The sequence below is a fragment of the Mycobacterium lentiflavum genome (assembly GCF_022374895.2).
GTDB classification, from domain to species: domain Bacteria; phylum Actinomycetota; class Actinomycetes; order Mycobacteriales; family Mycobacteriaceae; genus Mycobacterium; species Mycobacterium lentiflavum.
Genome location: NZ_CP092423.2, coordinates 3767582 through 3786121 on the forward strand (window position 1 = coordinate 3767582; position 18540 = coordinate 3786121).

Annotated in this window: 13 protein-coding genes; 8 read left to right on the forward strand and 5 right to left on the reverse strand. The window is 65.5% G+C overall.

What is annotated here, in order from left to right:
* Window positions 1-86 precede the first annotated feature (86 nt).
* Window positions 87-707 (forward strand): TIGR03085 family metal-binding protein, encoded by a 621-nt coding sequence (locus tag MJO58_RS17700; RefSeq protein WP_090609257.1) that lies wholly within the window; start codon window positions 87-89, stop codon window positions 705-707.
* Between the two features lie 188 nt (window positions 708-895).
* Here the strand turns inward: MJO58_RS17700 and MJO58_RS17705 are convergent, their stop codons facing one another.
* Both MJO58_RS17705 and MJO58_RS17710 read right to left on the reverse strand, forming a co-directional pair.
* On the reverse strand, window positions 896-2446 hold the full coding sequence (locus tag MJO58_RS17705; RefSeq protein ID WP_239720230.1) for a class I adenylate-forming enzyme family protein: 1551 nt from the start codon (window positions 2444-2446) through the stop codon (window positions 896-898).
* Complete coding sequence (locus MJO58_RS17710) at window positions 2446-3228, reverse strand: acyl-CoA thioesterase domain-containing protein (RefSeq protein WP_239723325.1); 783 nt, start codon at window positions 3226-3228, stop codon at window positions 2446-2448. The genes MJO58_RS17705 and MJO58_RS17710 overlap by 1 nt, the downstream gene beginning before the upstream one ends.
* A 370-nt stretch (window positions 3229-3598) precedes the next feature.
* Here MJO58_RS17710 and MJO58_RS17715 point away from each other — a divergent pair, with 370 nt between their 5' ends.
* Complete coding sequence (locus tag MJO58_RS17715; protein ID WP_239720231.1) at window positions 3599-4276, forward strand: chitin-binding protein; 678 nt, start codon at window positions 3599-3601, stop codon at window positions 4274-4276.
* Between the two features lie 233 nt (window positions 4277-4509).
* Window positions 4510-5166, forward strand: a complete 657-nt coding sequence (locus tag MJO58_RS17720; protein ID WP_090609262.1) for a histidine phosphatase family protein — start codon at window positions 4510-4512, stop codon at window positions 5164-5166.
* 15 nt (window positions 5167-5181) lie between these two features.
* Here the strand turns inward: MJO58_RS17720 and MJO58_RS17725 are convergent, their stop codons facing one another.
* Complete coding sequence (locus MJO58_RS17725) at window positions 5182-5814, reverse strand: class I SAM-dependent methyltransferase (RefSeq protein WP_239720233.1); 633 nt, start codon at window positions 5812-5814, stop codon at window positions 5182-5184.
* Between the two features lie 9 nt (window positions 5815-5823).
* Window positions 5824-6132, reverse strand: a complete 309-nt coding sequence (locus MJO58_RS17730) for a hypothetical protein (protein WP_239720234.1) — start codon at window positions 6130-6132, stop codon at window positions 5824-5826.
* 148 nt (window positions 6133-6280) lie between these two features.
* Between MJO58_RS17730 and MJO58_RS17735 the strand changes: the two genes are divergently transcribed.
* The 3 genes from MJO58_RS17735 (at window position 6281) to MJO58_RS17745 (ending at window position 9192) form a co-directional block, all read left to right on the forward strand.
* Complete coding sequence (locus tag MJO58_RS17735) at window positions 6281-6874, forward strand: hypothetical protein (RefSeq protein WP_239720236.1); 594 nt, start codon at window positions 6281-6283, stop codon at window positions 6872-6874.
* Window positions 6875-6935: 61 nt separating this feature from the next.
* The gene (locus tag MJO58_RS17740; protein WP_239720238.1) at window positions 6936-7706 is read left to right on the forward strand and encodes a class I SAM-dependent methyltransferase; all 771 of its coding nucleotides are present in this window, start codon (window positions 6936-6938) and stop codon (window positions 7704-7706) included.
* A gap of 181 nt (window positions 7707-7887) precedes the next feature.
* Window positions 7888-9192: a glycosyltransferase gene (locus MJO58_RS17745; protein WP_239720240.1), complete on the forward strand. Its 1305-nt coding sequence runs from the start codon at window positions 7888-7890 to the stop codon at window positions 9190-9192.
* Here the strand turns inward: MJO58_RS17745 and MJO58_RS17750 are convergent.
* The gene (locus MJO58_RS17750) at window positions 9164-10087 is read right to left on the reverse strand and encodes a class I SAM-dependent methyltransferase (RefSeq protein ID WP_090609265.1); all 924 of its coding nucleotides are present in this window, start codon (window positions 10085-10087) and stop codon (window positions 9164-9166) included. The genes MJO58_RS17745 and MJO58_RS17750 overlap by 29 nt on opposite strands.
* A gap of 189 nt (window positions 10088-10276) precedes the next feature.
* On the opposite strand from MJO58_RS17750, the gene MJO58_RS17755 reads away from it, so the two are divergent.
* The gene (locus MJO58_RS17755) at window positions 10277-10933 is read left to right on the forward strand and encodes a VldE C-terminal domain-containing protein (RefSeq protein WP_090603708.1); all 657 of its coding nucleotides are present in this window, start codon (window positions 10277-10279) and stop codon (window positions 10931-10933) included.
* 120 nt (window positions 10934-11053) lie between these two features.
* Complete coding sequence (locus tag MJO58_RS17760; RefSeq protein WP_259608768.1) at window positions 11054-18538, forward strand: BTAD domain-containing putative transcriptional regulator; 7485 nt, start codon at window positions 11054-11056, stop codon at window positions 18536-18538.
* The last annotated feature ends 2 nt before the right edge of the window (window positions 18539-18540 follow it).

Below are 18540 nucleotides of genomic sequence, written 5' to 3' on the forward strand. Positions count from 1 at the left end.
AATTTACCGAGTTGGGAATCGTTAACGTCTAGGGGTCCGGCCTGCCTACCCTGAACAGGTCAGCCCACCCGGTGAAGGGAACTCAGGTGTCTGTTGCTCAACGCGAACGTGCCGCCCTCGTCGACACCATGCGCAGCGTCGGGCCGGATGCGCCCACCCTGTGCGACGGCTGGACCACGCGAGATCTGGCCGCCCACCTTGTGATTCGTGAATATCGTGCGGATGCCGCACCCGGCATCCTGATCCCGCGCTTCGCCGCCCACACCGCCAAAGTGCAAAACGAGGTGGCCGAGCGGACCGAGTGGGATGCGCTGCTGAGCAAAGTCGCGTCCGGTCCCCCGGTCTACTCGCCGCTGAAGCTGCTCGACCCGGTGGCCAACGTTGGCGAGATGTTCATCCACCACGAGGACGTGCGGCGCGCGCAGCCGAACTGGGCGCCGCGCGTCCTGGAACCGAAGCTGGCCAAAAGCCTGCGACGCACGCTGCCGTTGATGGCCCGGATGACGCTGGCGAAAGTTCCGGGCCGGGTCGCCTTGCGCACCCCAGAGGGCAAGACGGTGCTGATCGCGGGCAGTGGCCCGGCCGTCACGGTGACCGGTACGGCCGAAGAGCTGCTGCTGTTCTCCGTCGGGCGCGAAGCTCGCGTCGAGTTCGACGGCGATGCGTCCGCGGTGCAGACCGTCCGCGATGCGCCTAAGGGTTTGTAGGCTCGCGCCATGTTTCGCCGTGCCGCCGCAAGCCCTCGTCGCACAGTCACAGGCGCCACATCAGCACCGCGAAGGTCTGGACCGCATCTTCTACAATCGCGATAGCGTATCCGATATCGCGTGTTAAAACCGTTATAGTCCAATGTTTTTGGTACGGGTGCGTCCGATGTGATCGAGGATCCGATGGACTACGGGCGGCCGAACGCCTCGCGCAGATCCTTCTTGATGACTTTGCCGAACTGGTTGCGCGGCAGTGTGTCAACGATGACGAGGCGCTCGGGATGTTTGTAGCGGGCCAGACCCAGCGAATGACAGTGCTGCACCACGGATTCCAATGACACGCCGTCGGCCGACGCGGGCACCACGACGGCGCACACCCGCTCCCCTGAGCTGTAGTCCGGAACTCCGATGACTGCGACATCGGCAACCGCGGGATGGGTGGCTAGCACGTTTTCAATCTCGAGGGCCGAGATGTTCTCCGCATTGCGGATGATCGCGTCCTTGATTCGGCCGGTAACGCGGACGTTGCCGTCGGCGTCGATCAACCCGAGATCCCCGGTGCGCAACCAGCCGTCGCGGTCGAATGCGCCGGCGTCCAGTGCGGCGTCTGCGTAGCCGAGGAAGCATTGTGGTCCCTTGAGCCGCAGTTCCCCTTCTTGTCCGACGGGCAGCTCACTGTCCCAGTTGTCGACGACGCGCACGCTAACCCCGGGTACCGGTGCGCCGACGGTGTAGTCGAGCACCTCGGGCGCGGCGTCGAGCGGCGGTGACGTCGCCACGGGAAACTCGGTCATCCCCCAGGCATTGGCAATTCCGGCCACTCCGAAGGTCTCACGGACCTGTCGCCCCAGTTCGGCGGTGATGGGCGCACCCCCGGCTATGCAGCCCCGCAGTGCGCCGAAGAGGGGCTTATCGCCATGGGCCCGTTGTGCTTCCAGAAAAGCCACGAAAAACGGTGTGGCGGTGCCCAGGAATGTCGGGTTGTGGGCCGCGATGGCCAGCGGTGTCGCGGCCGGATCGAACACCTCGAAGAGCGCCAGGCGCATACCGGTCATCAGCGCGGCGGCCACCATCGCGGCCCCGCCGATATGGGCGATGGGGAAGGCGATCGGATCCACATCACCGGCGGTGATACCCATCGCGCTCACCATCCCTCGCGAGCCGGCGATCAGGGTGCTGTCGGTGTGACGAATTCCCTTGGGCGCCGCGGTGGTTCCCGACGAGTAGTAGATCCACTGGTTGTCGCCACTGGGCGCCGTCGCGGGTGCATCGGCGCCGCCACGCGGCAGCCGCAGCTCGTTGGCCTCGGGAGGTGTTGCCAGATCGACCGAGATGACCTCGAAGCCCTGAGTCGAGGCCAACGACCGGGCGAGCGCGCCGTGATCGAATCCGCGCCAAACTTCGGACACCACAAGGAATTCGGTCGACAGCTGTCCGGTGATGAAACCGACCTCACGCTCCCGCAGGATCGGGATGATCGGGTTCTGCACCGCGCCGAGCCGAGCCAGCGCCGCCATGACAACCACGGTCTCGAGCGTGGTTGGCAGCTGCCAGGACACCACGGTTCCCGCGCCGATCCCACGTTCGGCGAACGCGGCGGCCGTCGCGCATGCTGCATCGCGAAGCTCGAGTGCGGTCAGGTTCCGGCCATAGTCGTCGGCGAACAGCACCCGATCCGGCTGGCGCTGTGCCGCTTCGGCGATCAACGTCCAGAAGGTGACGTCCGTACCGGTCGCCATCAGACCGACGGCAGGTCCGAGGGTGGTCGAAATCCGGAGTGCGCGATGGACACCGACACCGCGCTGCCGATCGGACCGAGGCGGTCTAGAACAACGGCTGACCCGTTGGCCACGCCGTTGTCGCTGTAATGGGTCAGGGCGGCCAGCCCGATATGAGGTCCATCGGGCAGTCGGCTCAGGGTGAGCGTGTAGTCCACGTTGATGAACTCCAGCGCCTTCGTACCCCAGTTGGCGATCGCGGCGGTGACGTCGGCACACAGCGCCGCCCGAGTAAACGGTGTGAGCGGCTCGTCGTCGATCAACGGACGCGTTTCATGTAGCCACGTGTACTTCGGTCCGGTCATGTCCCACTCGGGATCGGGATTCTGGAGGTCTCCGCCCCAGCCATAGGTCCGTAGAAACAGCGTCGGCTTATCGCCGTCATGCTCGATGGGCAGCCGCGGCATCTGCACGGATTGTGACCACACCTTGCCTTCGGGCTGCGGGCCACGCCGCAGAAACAGCGCGCTCGCTCGCGCAACCGGTTCGCCACGCTGGATCAGAAGCGCCTCGACCAAGCGCAATCGCCGACGTTCGTGCTGGACCTTGGTGTGCACCTCGAACGGCTCCAGCGCAGCCGGCGCGGGCAAGTCGACGGTCAGCCGCGCAGGCTGCAACTCCGGGTCGTCGGCTGTACCCCCGAGGACCGCGGCCAGGATGCCACCGACCACATGCCCGCTCATTGTCGGGCCCCAGCCGCCGCGCGCTACCACCGTTGGCACGTAACGACTCTCGTCGCGCATGAAGTACGGCGTCGAATCGAGGTCATCCGGCCGGATATTCGGTTCGGTCACCACGTAACTCTCCGCACGAACCGGGCTTTCATCAAGTTTCCTCCTCTGAGGTGAGCAACAGTAGATGTTACAGTTCGTCTTCCTGGTCGCGCGATGCGCGTGCGCCTTTTGAGTCAAAATTCAACGCGCACAGCAGTATTGACTATCCGGCGCAAGCCGGTTGGCCGCTGGCCCATCCGCCGGGCGCCGAAGGCCGAGGATCAATTAAAGCCGTCGCAGGGGCAGGCCACAGCCGACTCATAGCCAGGCTATCTAGCGTCGAGTGAGGTGGGGGTCAGCATTCGATATATCCACCAATTAATGAGTGGGGGGAATAAGTATGAAATTCAAACAACTGATTGCGGCGGGCACGCTGGCCGGTGCCGTTAGCGCGGCAGCGCTGGGCGTGGGCGCCGGTTTGGCAAATGCCGCTCCTGGTTCACCACCCTCGGCTCCGGGAGGCCATGGCGCTCCCGGACCCGGCGGCGGCCATGCTCCGAACGGGCCAAACGATCCCGGTGGCCCTGGCGGCCCGGGTGGTCCGGGCCCCGGCGGCCCCGGTGGACCGGGTGGTCCGGGCCCCGGTGGTCCCGGCGGCCCCGGTGGACCGGGTGGTCCAGGCGAGCACGGCCCGGACGGACCCGGCGGTCCAAACGGTCCCGGTGGGCCTGGTGGCCCCGGTGGTCCAAACGGTCCCGGCGGGCCTGGTGGCCCAGGCGGGCCCGGACACCCAGGCGGCCCCGGCTTCAACGGACCGGGCGGGCCTGGTGGCCCCGGCAGCCCGTGGCACGGGGATCCCCATCGGGGTTACTTCAACAACGCGCCGTGGGGCGATGGGCCCGGCCCTTGGGGACCGGGTGAGCCGCCTCGACCAATGTGGGATCGACCGCTCCCGCCGCCCGGGGGTCCGTGGAACTACGGCCCGATCAACTACTGGGGCTACCAGGAAACCCCTGTATGGGATCCCGGCTTCAACGCATGGGGTTTCTGGTTCTTCGGAGTGTGGATTCCGCTGTAAATAGCTGACCAACGACCCATCACGACGCCCGTTTCGCCGATGGCGAGGCGGGCGTCGTGCTATCTGCAGTCTGGATCCCGCGGTGACAAACCGATGTTTGCCGGGCTCGCGCAGCGCGGGCGACCGGAACGCCTTACACTTCTCGCGTGAAAACTGCGGATGATCGCCAACGTCGGCGCGCGCGTGAAATCACGTTGACCATACGAAGTTTCGTTGCCATCGTCGTCGTTGCGATGCTGGCGACGAGCTGGGCGCCGGCGCGGGCCGCCGGTAATCGCACTATCACGTTGACGCTGGTGCGACATGCCCAGTCGGCGGCCAATGCCTCGGGATTAATCGACACCACGGTCCCGGGCCCTGAACTTTCGCCCCGAGGGTTCTGCCAGGCAGACGTGGCAGCTGGGCAATTGGCGCCCAACCATTACGACGGTATCTACGCCTCGACCATGATCCGCACCCAGGAGACGGCCACGCCGACCTCGCAATTGCTGGGCGAACAGATCACCGTGCTGCCCGGGCTGCGCGAGATCGAGGCCGGCAAGTTCGAGGGCACACCCGAGGCCGACATCCAGCAGACCTACTTCGCCGCTCCGGCGCGTTGGCTGCAGGGTGATCGCAGCGCGCGAATCCCCGGCTCGGTGGATGGCAACGAGTTCAACGGGCGGTTCACCGAAGCCGTTCAACGCATCTACGACAGCGGCGAGCAGAATCCGGTCGCGTTCTCACACAGCGCGGCGATCATGTTCTGGGTCCTGATGAACGCGCGCAATGCCGATCCGTCGTTGCTGAAGACCAAGTCGCTGACCAACGTCGGCCACGTGGTCCTTACCGGAAATCCGTCCGACGGCTGGACTATGACCGAATGGGATGCCGATCCCCCGCCGTGCTGATTTCCTGAACCGGCCTCAGCTCTTGAGGCCGACGGTTACCACGTCGGAAACGAACCGCAGCCAGAAGGGCCGCGGGACCCGGTGTTGATCGACGACGGTGAATCCGGCGCCCTCGAAGATCGACCGCACCTCGGGCGGCGAAGCGTTGTGCTGCGGTTTCCACCTATTCGTCGACATATGCAGCACCGTTTGTCGCGTACTCAGCGCGGAGACGACCGCTAGTCCGCCCGGAGCCAGTACGCGATGGAACTCCCGGAGCGCAGCCGGCTGGTCGAAGAAGTGGAAAGCCGACGTCGTCACGACCGCGTCGAGGGCGCCATCGTCAAAAGGCAGCTGCTCGGCTGGGCCGCGCAACCATTGCACCCGATCGGATCTGGCGCGGGCCTGGGCGAGCATGCCGTCCGACATGTCCACCCCGGAGATCGCCTCGGGGTGCAGTTCACGCTCGATACGATCACTGAGAATGCCCGTCCCACAGGCGATGTCAGCGATCCGGCGTGCTTGATGGTCACGCAGTCGCGCGATCACCTCGTCGTGTGGCGGGCGGTATACCCACTGCTGCAAAGTTGGATGGTCGTACGCGGGAGCCAGGAAACTCCACAGCCCGGTGATGGCGCTGTTGAACCCCCGGCGGCGCGGTGCGGTCATACAACATGTCTAGTGGTGACCCGGCGCTCCGGGTCCGCCGGGGCCCCCGGGCCCACCCGGTCCGCCGGGTCCACCAGGTCCGCCCGGGCCAGCCGGTCCGCCGGGACCGCCCGGCCCATTTGCGGCCGGAAGCACGAACACGCATTGGTTCAGTTCGACGCTCCAGGCCCACCCCGGCGCGCAATACGGGTCCGCCCGGCTGGTCCCGGGAGCAGCGATCCAGGCCATCGGCAGCCCGGCCAACACAAGCGCGAACACGCCTACCGCGCAACGCCGTAGCAGTCGCGGGCGGTTGGACGCTGTCAACGTCTTGGTCATATCGTTTCTCCTCCCCGAAAACATCCGGCCAGCGGCCGGAAACAACATTGTGCGCCAGCCGAGGCGTTTGCGGTCCGGATTCGCCGGCTGCATCGTGGCAGGCTTCGCCCGAAGGCGATGGCCGACGATGGCCGCTACGCTGCGGCCCATGGATGCGTCCAAGATCCAGCTCGGGGCAGTGTTCCGATTCCCGCACGATGAGCGGCCCAACCGAGTCCTGCTCCACGACGGCGATGTCGTGATGTACGACGTCTGGTGGCCACACCAGAACGGCTGGGGCCTGGCGGACCTCGCCGCGGTCAAGCGCAAGCGCATCACCTACTACGTCACCACCGTGGCCACCCTGGTAGAGAAGGCGACGCAGCTACGGTCCGATCCGCTCACCGACGACGAGCGGGCATTGCACCGGCCCGACCTCCCTTTCGCCGCACTGCAAGACGCCGCGATCACGTGGTCGTCGGATCCCGCCGGGCCACCGGTCATGGCTCGACCAGCGCTGAGCGTTGCCCATATCGCTTTGGCGCCCTTCGGACCCGGTGGCGGCACCAAACCAGGACGGCGAGTCGACGCCGACAACGGCTCCGCCTTTTCCGCCGACGAACTTTTTCGCAAGGCCCAAGCAGTCCAGGCCCCGCACCTCAGTGACGATTCGCCGGTCGTCGGCGTTGGAATCTACCGCTCGGGCTTGTTACGGGGACTACCCGAGTTCTATCTATGGGGATCCGTCAGTCGATTGCACTAAACGCTTGCAGCACATGGCAATCGCTAAGTTCAGACACAGGTAAGCGGATTAGCGTGGCGGTGTGACTGACCGCCGAGAACGCGCAATGTCCTTCGGATCGATCGCCGAAGACTACGACGGGCTGCGGCCCCAGGCCCCGCAGGAAGCGGTGGACTGGCTGGTGCCGCCCGGTTGCGGGGTTGCCGTCGACGTCGGGGCGGGTACCGGACTATTCAGCCGCACCCTGGTGGACAAGGCGGCAGACGTCATCGCGGTGGAGCCCGACGCGCGAATGCGCAAGGTGCTGACCGAGCGGTCTCCGGAAATCCGTGCGCTCGAGGGGCGCGGCGAATCGATCCCGCTTCCGGACGCCGCCGCGGACGCGGTGTTCGTTTCGTCGGCGTGGCACTGGATGGATCACGGACGGGCCCTGCCCGAGATTGGTCGGGTGCTGCGTGACGGCGGTCGCTTCGGCCTGATCTGGACCAGCCGCGACCGCGAGGTCGACTGGGTGCGTGACCTCGGCCGGCTGCCCGGCCAGGACCTCGAAGAAGTCCGATCGGTCGATCGCTTCCGGCAGCGTCTGCACTTCGAGCTTCCCGAGCCGCAGATCTTTCACAACATCGAGCGCGAAATCTTCCCGTTCGTGCGGACGATGACGCTCGAGGACGCCGTCGCGATGCTGGCGACTTACAGCCGCGCGATCATCGCCTCCCCGGAGGACCGCACCCAGACGCTCGACGCAGCGCGCTCGGCGATGCAGGCACGCTTTCCCGGTGCCGACGCGATCGATATCCCGATGCGCGCATGGTGTTGGCGCGCCGACCGCATTTCGCGCGGTACCGAGCAGTGAAGGTGCACCGCGATTCTTATACGTCACCACCGGGGTGTGGCCGTTCACCAACGCGATATCGCATGCGCTACCAAAACCTGCTCCAGTTTGCTAGCGGAGCACGTTACGCTGAGCCGGCACCACTCCACCGATGCCCCCTGAGGTCGGAATAGGCACCACAACTGAAGATCCGGGATCCGCAATGAAATTTGTGCTCGCAAGTTATGGAACTCGGGGGGATATCGAGCCGTCAGTCGCTGTCGGCCGCGAGCTGCTGCGCCGAGGGCACGACGTGCAGATGGCCGTCTCGCCGGATCTCGTTGACTTCGCCGAGGCCGCCGGGCTTTCCGCGGTCGGCTATGGGCTCGACACCCAGGAATGGCTGGATACCTACCGCGACTTCTGGGCGTCCGCCTTCCACAATGCATGGAAAGTCCCCGCTCTGATCGGGATGTGGCGCGAACTTCGCGATTCCGTCATCCGCAGCTGGGTGCAGATGAGCGAGACGCTGACACCGCTGGCCGACGGGGCCGACGTGCTGTTCACTGGCGAGAGCTTCATGGAAACCGCGGCCAACGTCGCGGAGTACTACGACCTGCCGCTGGCCACTCTGCACTACCTCCCGATCCGGTCCAACGGCCAGCTCGTCCCGATCGTGCCCCCGCCAGTGGCGCGCTCGGCCATGAGCGTGTCCAACTGGGTCACGTGGCGGATGACGAAACACCTCGAGGATGCGCAGCGCCGTGAATTGGGCCTGCCCAAGGCAACTCGTCCCGCCTCGCGACGCATCACCGACCGTGGATCGCTGGAAATCCAGGCCTACGACGACGCTTGTTTTCCGGGCCTGGAAGCCGAATGGGCGAAATGGAAGGGGCAGCGACCCTTCGTCGGCGCGCTGACATTGGAATTGATGACCGATGCCGACGAGGAAGTCGCGTCGTGGATCGCCGCCGGAACGTCGCCGATCTGCTTCGGCTTCGGCAGCATGCGCGTCGAATCTCCGGCCGAGACGGTCGAAATGATCAGCGCGGCATGCGCGGAACTCGGTGAGCGGGCGTTGATGTGCTCCGGGTGGAGCGACTTCGGCGACGTGCCGCATTTCGACAACGTCAAGGTGGTCGGCGAAGTCAACTATGCGGCAATCTTTCCCGCTTGCCGAGCGGTAGTGCACCACGGCGGCACGGGCACCACGGCCGCGGGTCTGCGCGCAGGAGTTCCCACGTTGGTCCTGTCGATGGACCTCGTTCAGACGATCTGGGGAACTCAGATCACCCGCCTGAAGGTCGGTGCCGCCCGGCGGTTTGCGAACACGACCCGCGAATCGTTGGTCGCCGATCTGCGCAAGATCCTCAGCCCGGAGTGCGTGACCCGAGCCCGCGAATTCGCGACTCGGATGAGCAAACCCGATGCGAGCGTTGCCACCGCGGCCGATCTCCTCGAGGGACTTGCCGGCCCGGAGCGGACCGCCGGGCGCGTGGTCAGCCCAGTTCTGCGCTCAGGTAGCTGATGGTGCGCCGAAACTCGGCCAGCAGTTCGTGATCCGGCAGCTCGAATCCGTTTTCGGCGTAAAGGTCTTCGGTGAGGTGCCGGGTGACACTCCAGCCGGTTCCCGCCAGGTGCTCGCCGGCTTGACGGCGCTCACCGACCCACACCAAATCGGCGACGTCGAAATCGAGTCCGTGCTTTTGCCAACCGCTGCGTAACGCCCGCGCACGCTCGTCGGTGAACACGCGCATGTCGGCGATGTTCTCGGTGGCCAGCCGGCTGCCGGGGGCGCTGAGTGCGGTGATGTTGTCCAGCAGCCGGTCCTGGGCATCCGGTGGCAGATAGGGCAGCAGGCCCTCAGCGATCCACGCTGTCGGGGCCGCGGTGTCAAAGAAGTTGTCGCGCAAGGCGCTAGGCCAGTCATCGCGCAGGTCGACGCCCACCGCTCGGCGCTCGGCGGTCGGTTCGGCGCCGATCTGAGCCAACGTGGTGCCCTTGAACAAAATCACCTCCGGCTGGTCCACCTCGAAGACCACCGTGCCCGCCGGCCACGGCAACCGGTAGGCCCGGGCGTCGAGCCCAGCCGCCAAGATGACGGCCTGACGGATCCCACTCGCGGCTGCTGCAAGAAAGAAGTTATCGAAAAACCTTGTGCGCACGGCCATCTGCTCGCAGCGCTGCTGTGCGGTCAGGGGCACGTCCTCGTCGTCCAGCGGAATATCGCCGTCGAGCATGCGGGTGAAGAACGGGTGCCCCACCGCCCGCACCAACGGCTCGGCGAACCGATCGTCGAGCAGCGGATCCGGTCCACGTGATGCCAGCGCGCGAGATGCGGCCACCATCGTCGCCGTCGCTCCCACACTGGACGCGAGATCCCAACTGTCCCCTTCGGTGCGCGCTGCGTGATCCGATGACACCGTTACCCCATCCTGAAACCGGCCCAGAGAGCAGAAGATCGATAGCAGCCACCATAACTCGGGCCGTGTCGCCATGATCCGTTGGTAGCGAACCGACAAGAAACGACAAAGATCGCCACACACGTCGCACGCGACACTAAAGTGCTCTGCGTGAGTAGGAACGTGTTAGCCATCGGCCGGAGCCGCTGGATGGCGATCGCGGCCTCGCTCGTCGTTTCTGCCGGCATGATTTACGCCCAGGGAACGAAGTCCCCGAGCTACGTCGAACCCCCGACCGCAACCCCGACGGTAACCGCCGCCCCGCCCCCGAAAGACCCGGCGACGGGACTCGGCCCGCACGTCGCCACTCCCGCGGAGGCCGAAGCACTGGCGGCCCTGGCCGTGACCGCGCCTACCGGGGCGCAGAGCTTCCAATTCCCGTTACCCGCCGGCGTCGCGTCCGAGGACCGGTTGCAGGTCAAGACAATCTGGGCGGCTCGCGTCATCAGCGTGTTGTTCCCGCAGATCAAGACCATCTACGGGTACCGGCAAGATCCGTTGCCGTGGCACCCCAACGGGTTGGCGATCGACGTGATGATCCCGGACCATGGCAGCCCCGAAGGCATCGAACTCGGCAATCAGATCGCCGGATATGCACTGGCGAATGCGAAGCGCTGGGGCATCAACCACGTGATCTGGCGGCAGAAGATCTACCCGGGCCCCAATTCAGGGGCCTGGACAGCCGACCTTGGTTCCGAAACCGCCAACCATTACGACCACGTCCATATCGCCACTGGCGGGGGCGGATATCCCAAGGGCAACGAGGTCTACTACATCGCGTCCATGACGCCTGCGCCGCAGGAGTAAAGGCATTAGCTAGCGCGCCGGGTTGAGACAGCCGCGAATTGGGTGCGGCACCTTTACTCGATCTTGACCAGGTATTGAATTCGGCCACCGACGATGGCTGACGTGAGTACCCTTTCTTCGGTGGAACTGGGGGTTTTGGGACCTCTCCAGGTCCGGCAGGACGGAACGCCCGTCGCTATTCCGGGCGCCAAGCCGCGCGCCATCCTGACGATGCTCGGACTGCACGACGGATCGGTTGTGCCCGCCGACGCATTGATCAAGTTGCTGTGGGGTGACGATCCACCGCGCACCGCCGCGAAGGCCCTGCAAACCCATATCTCCGCGCTGCGCCGCGCGCTTGGCGACGGCTTCGTGGTCACCGAGGGAGCGGGCTGGCGGCTCGACGGCGCCGACGTGGATGCGTCGCGCTACAAATCGGCGGCCAAGACGGGACGCGATGCCGCTGCCGTCGGCGACACCAGCCAAGCGGTGATGTGCTTGGAGGACGCGCTCGTCCTCTGGCGCGGAATCCCCGAACTGCCCGACGGCCAGCGGGGTGTCTCCGAGAAGACGCGCTGGATCGAAAGCCACGCCGCACTCGTCGAGGATCGGGCGGACGCGCTGCTGGCCGCCGGCCGCGCCGCGGAGGTCATCGGCGACCTCGAGGCGGCCGTCGCCGAGGCGCCACTGCGTGAAAGACGATGGGGCCAGCTGATGCTCGCCCTGTACCGGGCCGGCCGGCAAGGTGACGCCCTCGGGGCCTATCAACGGGTGCGGTCGCTGCTCGCCGACGAACTGGGCGTCGATCCCGGTCCGGAGCTTCGACGCCTCGAAACCGCGATCGTTGGTCAGGATTCGTCGCTGGACGTTGCTGTGACCCAGCATCTTCCGTCGGTGACCCGTGCTGTGACCTTCCTGCTCACCGATATCGAGGGATCGACCGCTGCCTGGGAGGCCGACGCCGACGCCATGGCGATCGCCCTCGCTCGTCACGACGAGCTGGTCGAGCAGGTCGTCACCTCACGCGGTGGTCGGCTGATCAAGACACGTGGCGAGGGCGACGCGACGTTCTCGGTGTTCGAGCGGCCGTCCGCAGCTGCCGCCGCGGCAATTGAGTTGCAAGACGCAATCACGTGCGAACCGTGGGCGTCTCGGGAGCCCATCCGCGTCCGGATGGCGCTACACACCGGTGAGGTCGAGCTTCGCGACGGCGACTACTTCGGCCGGGCGGTCAACCGGGTGGCGCGTTTGCGCTCGCTGGCCGAGGGAGGCCAGATCCTGTGCTCCGGTGCGACCGCCGAACTCGTCATCGACTCGCTGGCCGACGACGTCATGCTCAACGACCTCGGGACGCGTCAGCTGAAGAACCTCGCGCGCCCCGAGCATGTTTTCGAGCTGCGCCTCGAAACCGCCGCGGCCCGGCCCCAACCGCAGACAGCCGAACCGCCGATGGAGCGACCCGGCCTCCCCGCCGTCCTCGTCGGACCCGGGCCGTTCGTCGGACGGGGCCGCGAGCTCGAGCAGCTGCTGTCGGTGTGGCAGACCGCGCTCGCAGGTGGTGTGCCCACAGTGCTGATCGCCGGCGAACCGGGGGTCGGAAAGACACGACTGGCCGGTGAATGGTCGCAGCGGGCTTACGCGCAGGGAGCGATCGTGTTGTACGGCCGGTCTGACGAGGACCTCGGCGCGCCCTACCAGCCGTTCGCCGAAGCGCTGCGTTCGCTCGTGCCTTGCATGGGTGCTGACCGACTGCGGGGACTGCGCGGCGTCGAATCGCTGCTACCGCTGGCCCCCGGGCTGACCGATGTCCTGCCCGATCTGGTTTCCCGGCCTCACCCGGATCCCGACACCGAGCGCTACGCACTTTTCGATGCCGTGGTGGCGCTGCTGGAAATCGCATCCAAGAGTGCGCCGGTCCTGCTGATCCTCGACGACCTGCACTGGGCGGCCAAGCCGACGCTGCTGCTGCTACGGCATCTGCTGCGCTTCGGCGACCACGCGCGCATGCAGATCGTCGGCACCTACCGCAGCACCGACCTCGACCGTTCCCATCCGCTGGCCGCGATGCTTGCCGATCTGCACCGCGGTGCCCCGTCTGGCACCGCAAACCGCTTGAGCCTCAGCGGACTCGACGAGGACGATGTGACCGCATACGTCGTCGAGGCCGGCTACGACGACGAGGACCTCGCTCACGCATTGGCGTCGGTCACGGGCGGTAACCCCTTCTTCCTGATCGAGGCGTTGCGCCACGTCGACGAGAGTGGCGGCGTGTGGGATCAGAGCACCCTGCCGCAGGGCGTACGAGAAGCGATCAGCCGCAGACTTTCTCGGCTCCCGGTCGAGACCAACAAAGCTCTCGCCGCCGCCGCCGTGGTCGGCAGCAGGTTCGCCGTGGAACTGGTCGAGCAGGTCGTCGGAAACGACTTGATCGATGCGTTCGACGAGGCGTGCCAGGCCGGCATCGTCATCGAAGAGCCCGGCGGAAATTACCGGTTCAACCATGCGATCGTGCGCCAGTCGCTGTTGGCCGAATTGGCATCGGTGCGGCGCATGCGACTGCACCAGCGCATCGCCGCGACGCTGGAGACGCGGCCGGGCGCCGACGACGAACCGTTGGCCGAACTGGCTCACCACTACTTCGAATGTGCTTGGGCGGGAAACGCGGCCAAGGCCGTCTTCTACTGCCGGCGTGCCGCGGACCAGGCGATGGCGCGACTTGCCTACGAAGGTGCGGCCGACCTGTATCACCAGGCCCTGCACGCGCTGGAGGAAATTGACGACGAGTTGCCCGACCGCGACACCCAAGCGGCCGAGCTTCTGGTTGCGCGCTGCGAGGCCCTGCTCGCCGCGGGCGATGTGACGTCGGCGGCGGCCGCGGTCGCTCAATTGCAGCAAACGACAGTCGATTCGGCCCGGTTCGCGGCGTGGGCCGCATGCTTCGACGGCCAACTCTCGTTGTTGATTCACCCCGAGCGTTTGGACGAGGCCGAATCCGAGCTGAGCGCGGCCGCCGCCAAACTCGCCCAACTCGACGATGCCGCCGGAGAAGCCAAGGCACACACCGTCCGCGCGGGGTGCCTCGCCCGTCTGGGCCGAATGGCCGACTGCGAAATCGCTCTCGACGACGCGCTGACCGCGGCGCGCCGGGCGCGCGAACACCGCAGTGTGAACGCGGTGTTGGCGGGCGCACCACTCGCGGCGTTGTGGGGACCCAACCCCGTTCCGCGGGCGGGTGGACGGTGTCTCGACGTGGTCCGGCTGCTTCGCATCACGACCGACTCCCCCGCCGTCGAGGCCACCTCGACGCGGTGTCAAGCCGTGTTGGAGGCATTCCGGGGGCGCGCCGCCGCGGCCCGGCGGATGATCGACTCGGCCAGGCGCACCGTCACCGAGCTCGGCTTGCGCCACGCACGGCTCGAAGTTGAGCAGTTCGCCGGGATCGTCGAACTCATCGTCAATGACCCTGCAGCGGCGGAGCCGCATCTACGCAAGGCGTACAACGGCTTTCGTCGCATGGGTCTCGACGCCGACACTGCCGAGACCGCCGCGCTGCTGGGCCGGGCGTGCCTCGCGCTGGATCGTTTTGCAGAAGCTGACGAATTATGCACGGAGAGTGAACGTCTCGCCGGCCATGCGTTGAAGGCGTCGATGGGGTGGCGTACGCTTCGGGCGCACCTGCTGGCCCGCGGCGCCGACCACGTAGCGGCGCGGCGCGTCGCCGAGGCCGCGGTGGCGTTGGCCGAGCGGACCGATGCCCTGGTCGATCACGGTGACGCGTGCCTCACGCTCGCAACCGTTTTGGCCGCCGCCGGCAATACCGCCGGAGCGCGGGCCGCCGCCGAACAAGCGGTCGCCCTCTACGAACGCAAAGGTGCGGTGGCACTGACCGAGCTGGCGCGGGGTCTGCTCGGGGAGCCGGTCGTGCCGATCGCCGCTCCCCCGACCGAAGCACCCACCAGCGAGCTGGACAGCGAATGCGTGCGAGTGGGCGAACGCGTGATGGCCGCTATCCACCGTCAGGACTGGGACGAATTCGAGCGATTGTTCGCGCCGGATGCCGTGGTGGAAAGTCGCCGCAAGATCGTCGGCCTCACACTCCCATCGGCCGCGATACGCCGTGGGATAAGAAGCGAGATGGAGACGGGCGCGGTGCGGATCGACCATGTGATGGTAGCGGCGCGAGGCGATCGATTGGCTCTGTCTAAATTGATGACGACAACCGCCGACGCGAGCCCTGGAGCGCCGCAGGACGAACTTCTTCAGCTGTACGCCATCAACGAAAACGGTCAAGTGGCGCTGCAGATTTGGTTCGACGTCGACGACGTCGACGACGCGATGGCCGAACTCGATGCCACGCAGGCTCGGTTCGATGAAAAGGGCACAGCCAGGCTCGAGAACGCAGCAACGCGAATATTCCAACGGTTCTGGTCCTACTTCGCCGCCCGCGACTGGGATGCGCTGGCTGAAACCATGGGCCGCAACGTTTCCAGCATCGATCATCGGCGGGTCGTGAATGCTGGGGCCCAACACGGTCGAGATGCCGCGATCGACGGTCTGCGGGCGGCTGCCGATCTCGGCTTCACAATATCGATGGTGGACGTCGTGGCGATCCGCGGTGAGCGGCTGGCCCTCGCATGTGTGCGCGCCGCCGGCCGCGACCCTGAGACGATCCAGAACGATGCCCTCAACGTCGTCGAGGTCGACGCGGACGGGCTGATCGCGTCGGTCAATGTCTTCGATGTCGAAGAGTTCGCGACTGCCATTGCCGATCTCGAATCCCGCTACCTGGCAGGTGAAGCGGGTGCTTACGCACGCACGTGGTCGGTCATCGCCGACGCCTTTGCAACGCTCAACCGGCACGAAATCCCCCCGATGACGCGTGATTGGATAACAGTCGACCACCGGCCTGTCATCGCGATCGGTCCAGATGATCTGGAGACATATCTCCGTTCCTCGTGGGGTGCTCTCCCGGGGGTGAGCCTCTATGTGGAGGTGGTGCATGAGCTTTCCGACAGCGGGGCAGTTCTCACCCATGCTGCGCATGGAACCTCGCAAGAGGGCTTTGATGCCGAGTGGCGGATGATCGAACTGCTGACAGTCGAAAATGAAATGCTCAGTCGTGGAGAGATTTTCGACGAGGCGCACTTGGATGCCGCACTCGCGCGGTTCGAACAGCTCACCCGGCAATCGCCACGGCTGGAAAATCCGGCAACGCTCGCCTTCGGGCGCCTCCGGTCACAATTCGCCGCCCGCGACTGGAATGCCATGTCGGAAACCCTGGCTGAGAACGCTTTCCACGACGATCGTCGACTAGTGGTCGGTGTGGGGCTGCGAGAGGGCCGCGATGCCGTGATCGCCGAGATGTCGGCACTCGCCGAAATCGGGGTAAAGCGCCTCGATTCAGACATCATTGCAATCCGAGGCGGCCGTCTCCTCCTCAACCGTTCGCATGCTTCGGGCCACGACCAGAGACCCGATTCATTCCGCACCGATGTCCTCAATATCGTCGAAATCAACGCCGAGGGGCGGATCACGGCCCTCATCACATTCGACCCCGACGACTTCACGACGGCCGTCGCCGAACTCGAATCCCGTTACCTCGCCGGGGAAGGGCGCGTCCATGCACACACGTGGTCGGCTATTCTGTGCGCCTACGCCGCGGTTAATCGACACGAACTCCCATCGACGACGCCAGATTGGGTGAATATCGACCACCGGCAAGGAAGAGCTTTCGCGCCTGGCGAGTTGTTTAGATACACCCATGCGACCTGGGATATCACGCCAAAGTCCGAGATCTATGTCGAAGCCGTGCATCGGTTGTGTGATCGTGGAGTAGTCGTAACCAATGCGATGAATGGCAGCTCACGAGAGGGCTTCGACGCAGAGTGGCGGGAAGTCTTTCTACTAACGATAGAAGGTGAAATTCTGAACCGCTGCGAGCTTTTCGACGAGGCAGACTTGGACGCCGCACTCGCGAGGTTCGAACAACTAACCCGGCCTGCAGCGCGACCTGAAAACGCCGCAAGTCAAGTGGCAGAGCGCTTCCTGGCACGGTTCACCGCGCACGACTGGGACGCATTGGCGGAACTGCTGGCGGACGACTTTTCCACTGAGGATCGCCGTCGGTTGGTTGGCGTTGAAGCCCGACAGGGTCGAGAGGCAGAGATCGCGAGCATGCGCGTCGTCGCCGAACTCGGCGGGACGAACATGACGTCGACGGTCGTTGCGACGCGCGGCACACGGCTCATCCTCACCCGTTTGCGCTATGCGGATTGGGACCATGCTCGCGGCGCTTTCCATACCGATGTTCTTGACGTCATTGAAATCGACGCCGATGACCGGATCGTGAGGCGGATCGTGTTCGACCCTGACGATATCCAGGGCGCGCTCGCAGAGCTCGATGCACGATATGTCGTTGGCGAAGCCAGAGCCTGCGCGCGCGTATGGTCAGTCGTTGCGGCCAGCTACGCGGCACTGAACCGCCGTGAGCTGCCGCCGATGGCCCAAGACTGTGTGAGCATCGACCACCGACGGGAGACGGCTTTCGGCCCGGGCGACGTCGTCGCCTATATCAACGCAGGATGGGATTCCAAGCAAGACATCAACATCCATGTCGAGGAAGTGCATCGGCTGAGCAATATCGGATCGTTAATCACATACTCCGCAGAGGAAACTTCGCGCGACGGCTTCAATGCCGAGTGGCGTGGCATCGCCCTGCTGACGGTCGAGGGTGCAATGGTCAACCGCTGCGAGGTCTTCGACGAGGCAGACATTGACGCCGCGCTCGCGCGGTTTGAGGAACTGCGCCCACCAGCGCGACGGCTGGAAAACGCGGCAACCCGAGTGGACAAGCACTTCGTGGCAAATTTGGGGCAACGCAACTGGCCGGCGGTAGCCCATACCTTGGCCGCCGATACTTTGGTCGAGGATCGTCGGCACGTGGTGAATGCGGGGATTTGGCACGGTCGCGACGAAGTCGTCGAGAAAATGAAAGCCTTGGCGGTAGACGGCGGGGCGAATACGACATTGGCCGTTATCGCGACCCGCGGTGAGCGCCTCGCGCTCACCCGCTTCTACTCTTCCAACCGCGCACTGCGGCACGGCGAATTCGGTGTTGAGCTGCTCAGCATCACGGAGATCGACTCCGGCGAAAGGATATTGGCACGCGTCGCCTTCGACCCTGACGACATGGCTGCCGCCTTTGCCGAACTCGAAGCTCGTTACCTCGTCGGGGAAGCCGCGGCGCATCCACACACCTGGTCGACCATTACGGACGCGTATGGTGCGCTCAATCGGGGTGACATCCCGCCAACGACAGTGGATTTCGCGGATATCGATCACCGCAGTGGTGCGACGATGGCACCCGGCGACCTGATCGACTACCTCCGAGTCGCCTTCGACGAGACGGAGAACAACTCCCTCCGTATTGTCGCCGTTCACCGGCTGACTGACGACGCCGCGGTCGTCACCCATGTGGCGAAAGGGACGACACCAGAGGGTTTGGACGTCGAGTGGCGTGTAACCAACGTCATCACCGTCGACGGCAACTTGCTGAACCGCGTCGAGATGTTCGACGAGTCCGACCTCGACGCCGCCCTCGCCCGATTCGATGAGCTCGCCCGGTAAGC

Coding starts and splice junctions, on each gene's coding strand:
- MJO58_RS17735 (WP_239720236.1), top strand. CDS start 6,281: ATGGATGCGTCCAAGATCCAGCTCGGGGCAGTGTTCCGATTCCCGCAC.
- MJO58_RS17705 (WP_239720230.1), bottom strand. CDS start 2,446: ATGGCGACCGGTACGGACGTCACCTTCTGGACGTTGATCGCCGAAGCG.
- MJO58_RS17715 (WP_239720231.1), top strand. CDS start 3,599: ATGAAATTCAAACAACTGATTGCGGCGGGCACGCTGGCCGGTGCCGTT.
- MJO58_RS17755 (WP_090603708.1), top strand. CDS start 10,277: ATGGCGATCGCGGCCTCGCTCGTCGTTTCTGCCGGCATGATTTACGCC.
- MJO58_RS17730 (WP_239720234.1), bottom strand. CDS start 6,132: ATGACCAAGACGTTGACAGCGTCCAACCGCCCGCGACTGCTACGGCGT.
- MJO58_RS17710 (WP_239723325.1), bottom strand. CDS start 3,228: ATGCGCGACGAGAGTCGTTACGTGCCAACGGTGGTAGCGCGCGGCGGC.
- MJO58_RS17720 (WP_090609262.1), top strand. CDS start 4,510: ATGCTGGCGACGAGCTGGGCGCCGGCGCGGGCCGCCGGTAATCGCACT.
- MJO58_RS17725 (WP_239720233.1), bottom strand. CDS start 5,814: ATGACCGCACCGCGCCGCCGGGGGTTCAACAGCGCCATCACCGGGCTG.
- MJO58_RS17745 (WP_239720240.1), top strand. CDS start 7,888: ATGAAATTTGTGCTCGCAAGTTATGGAACTCGGGGGGATATCGAGCCG.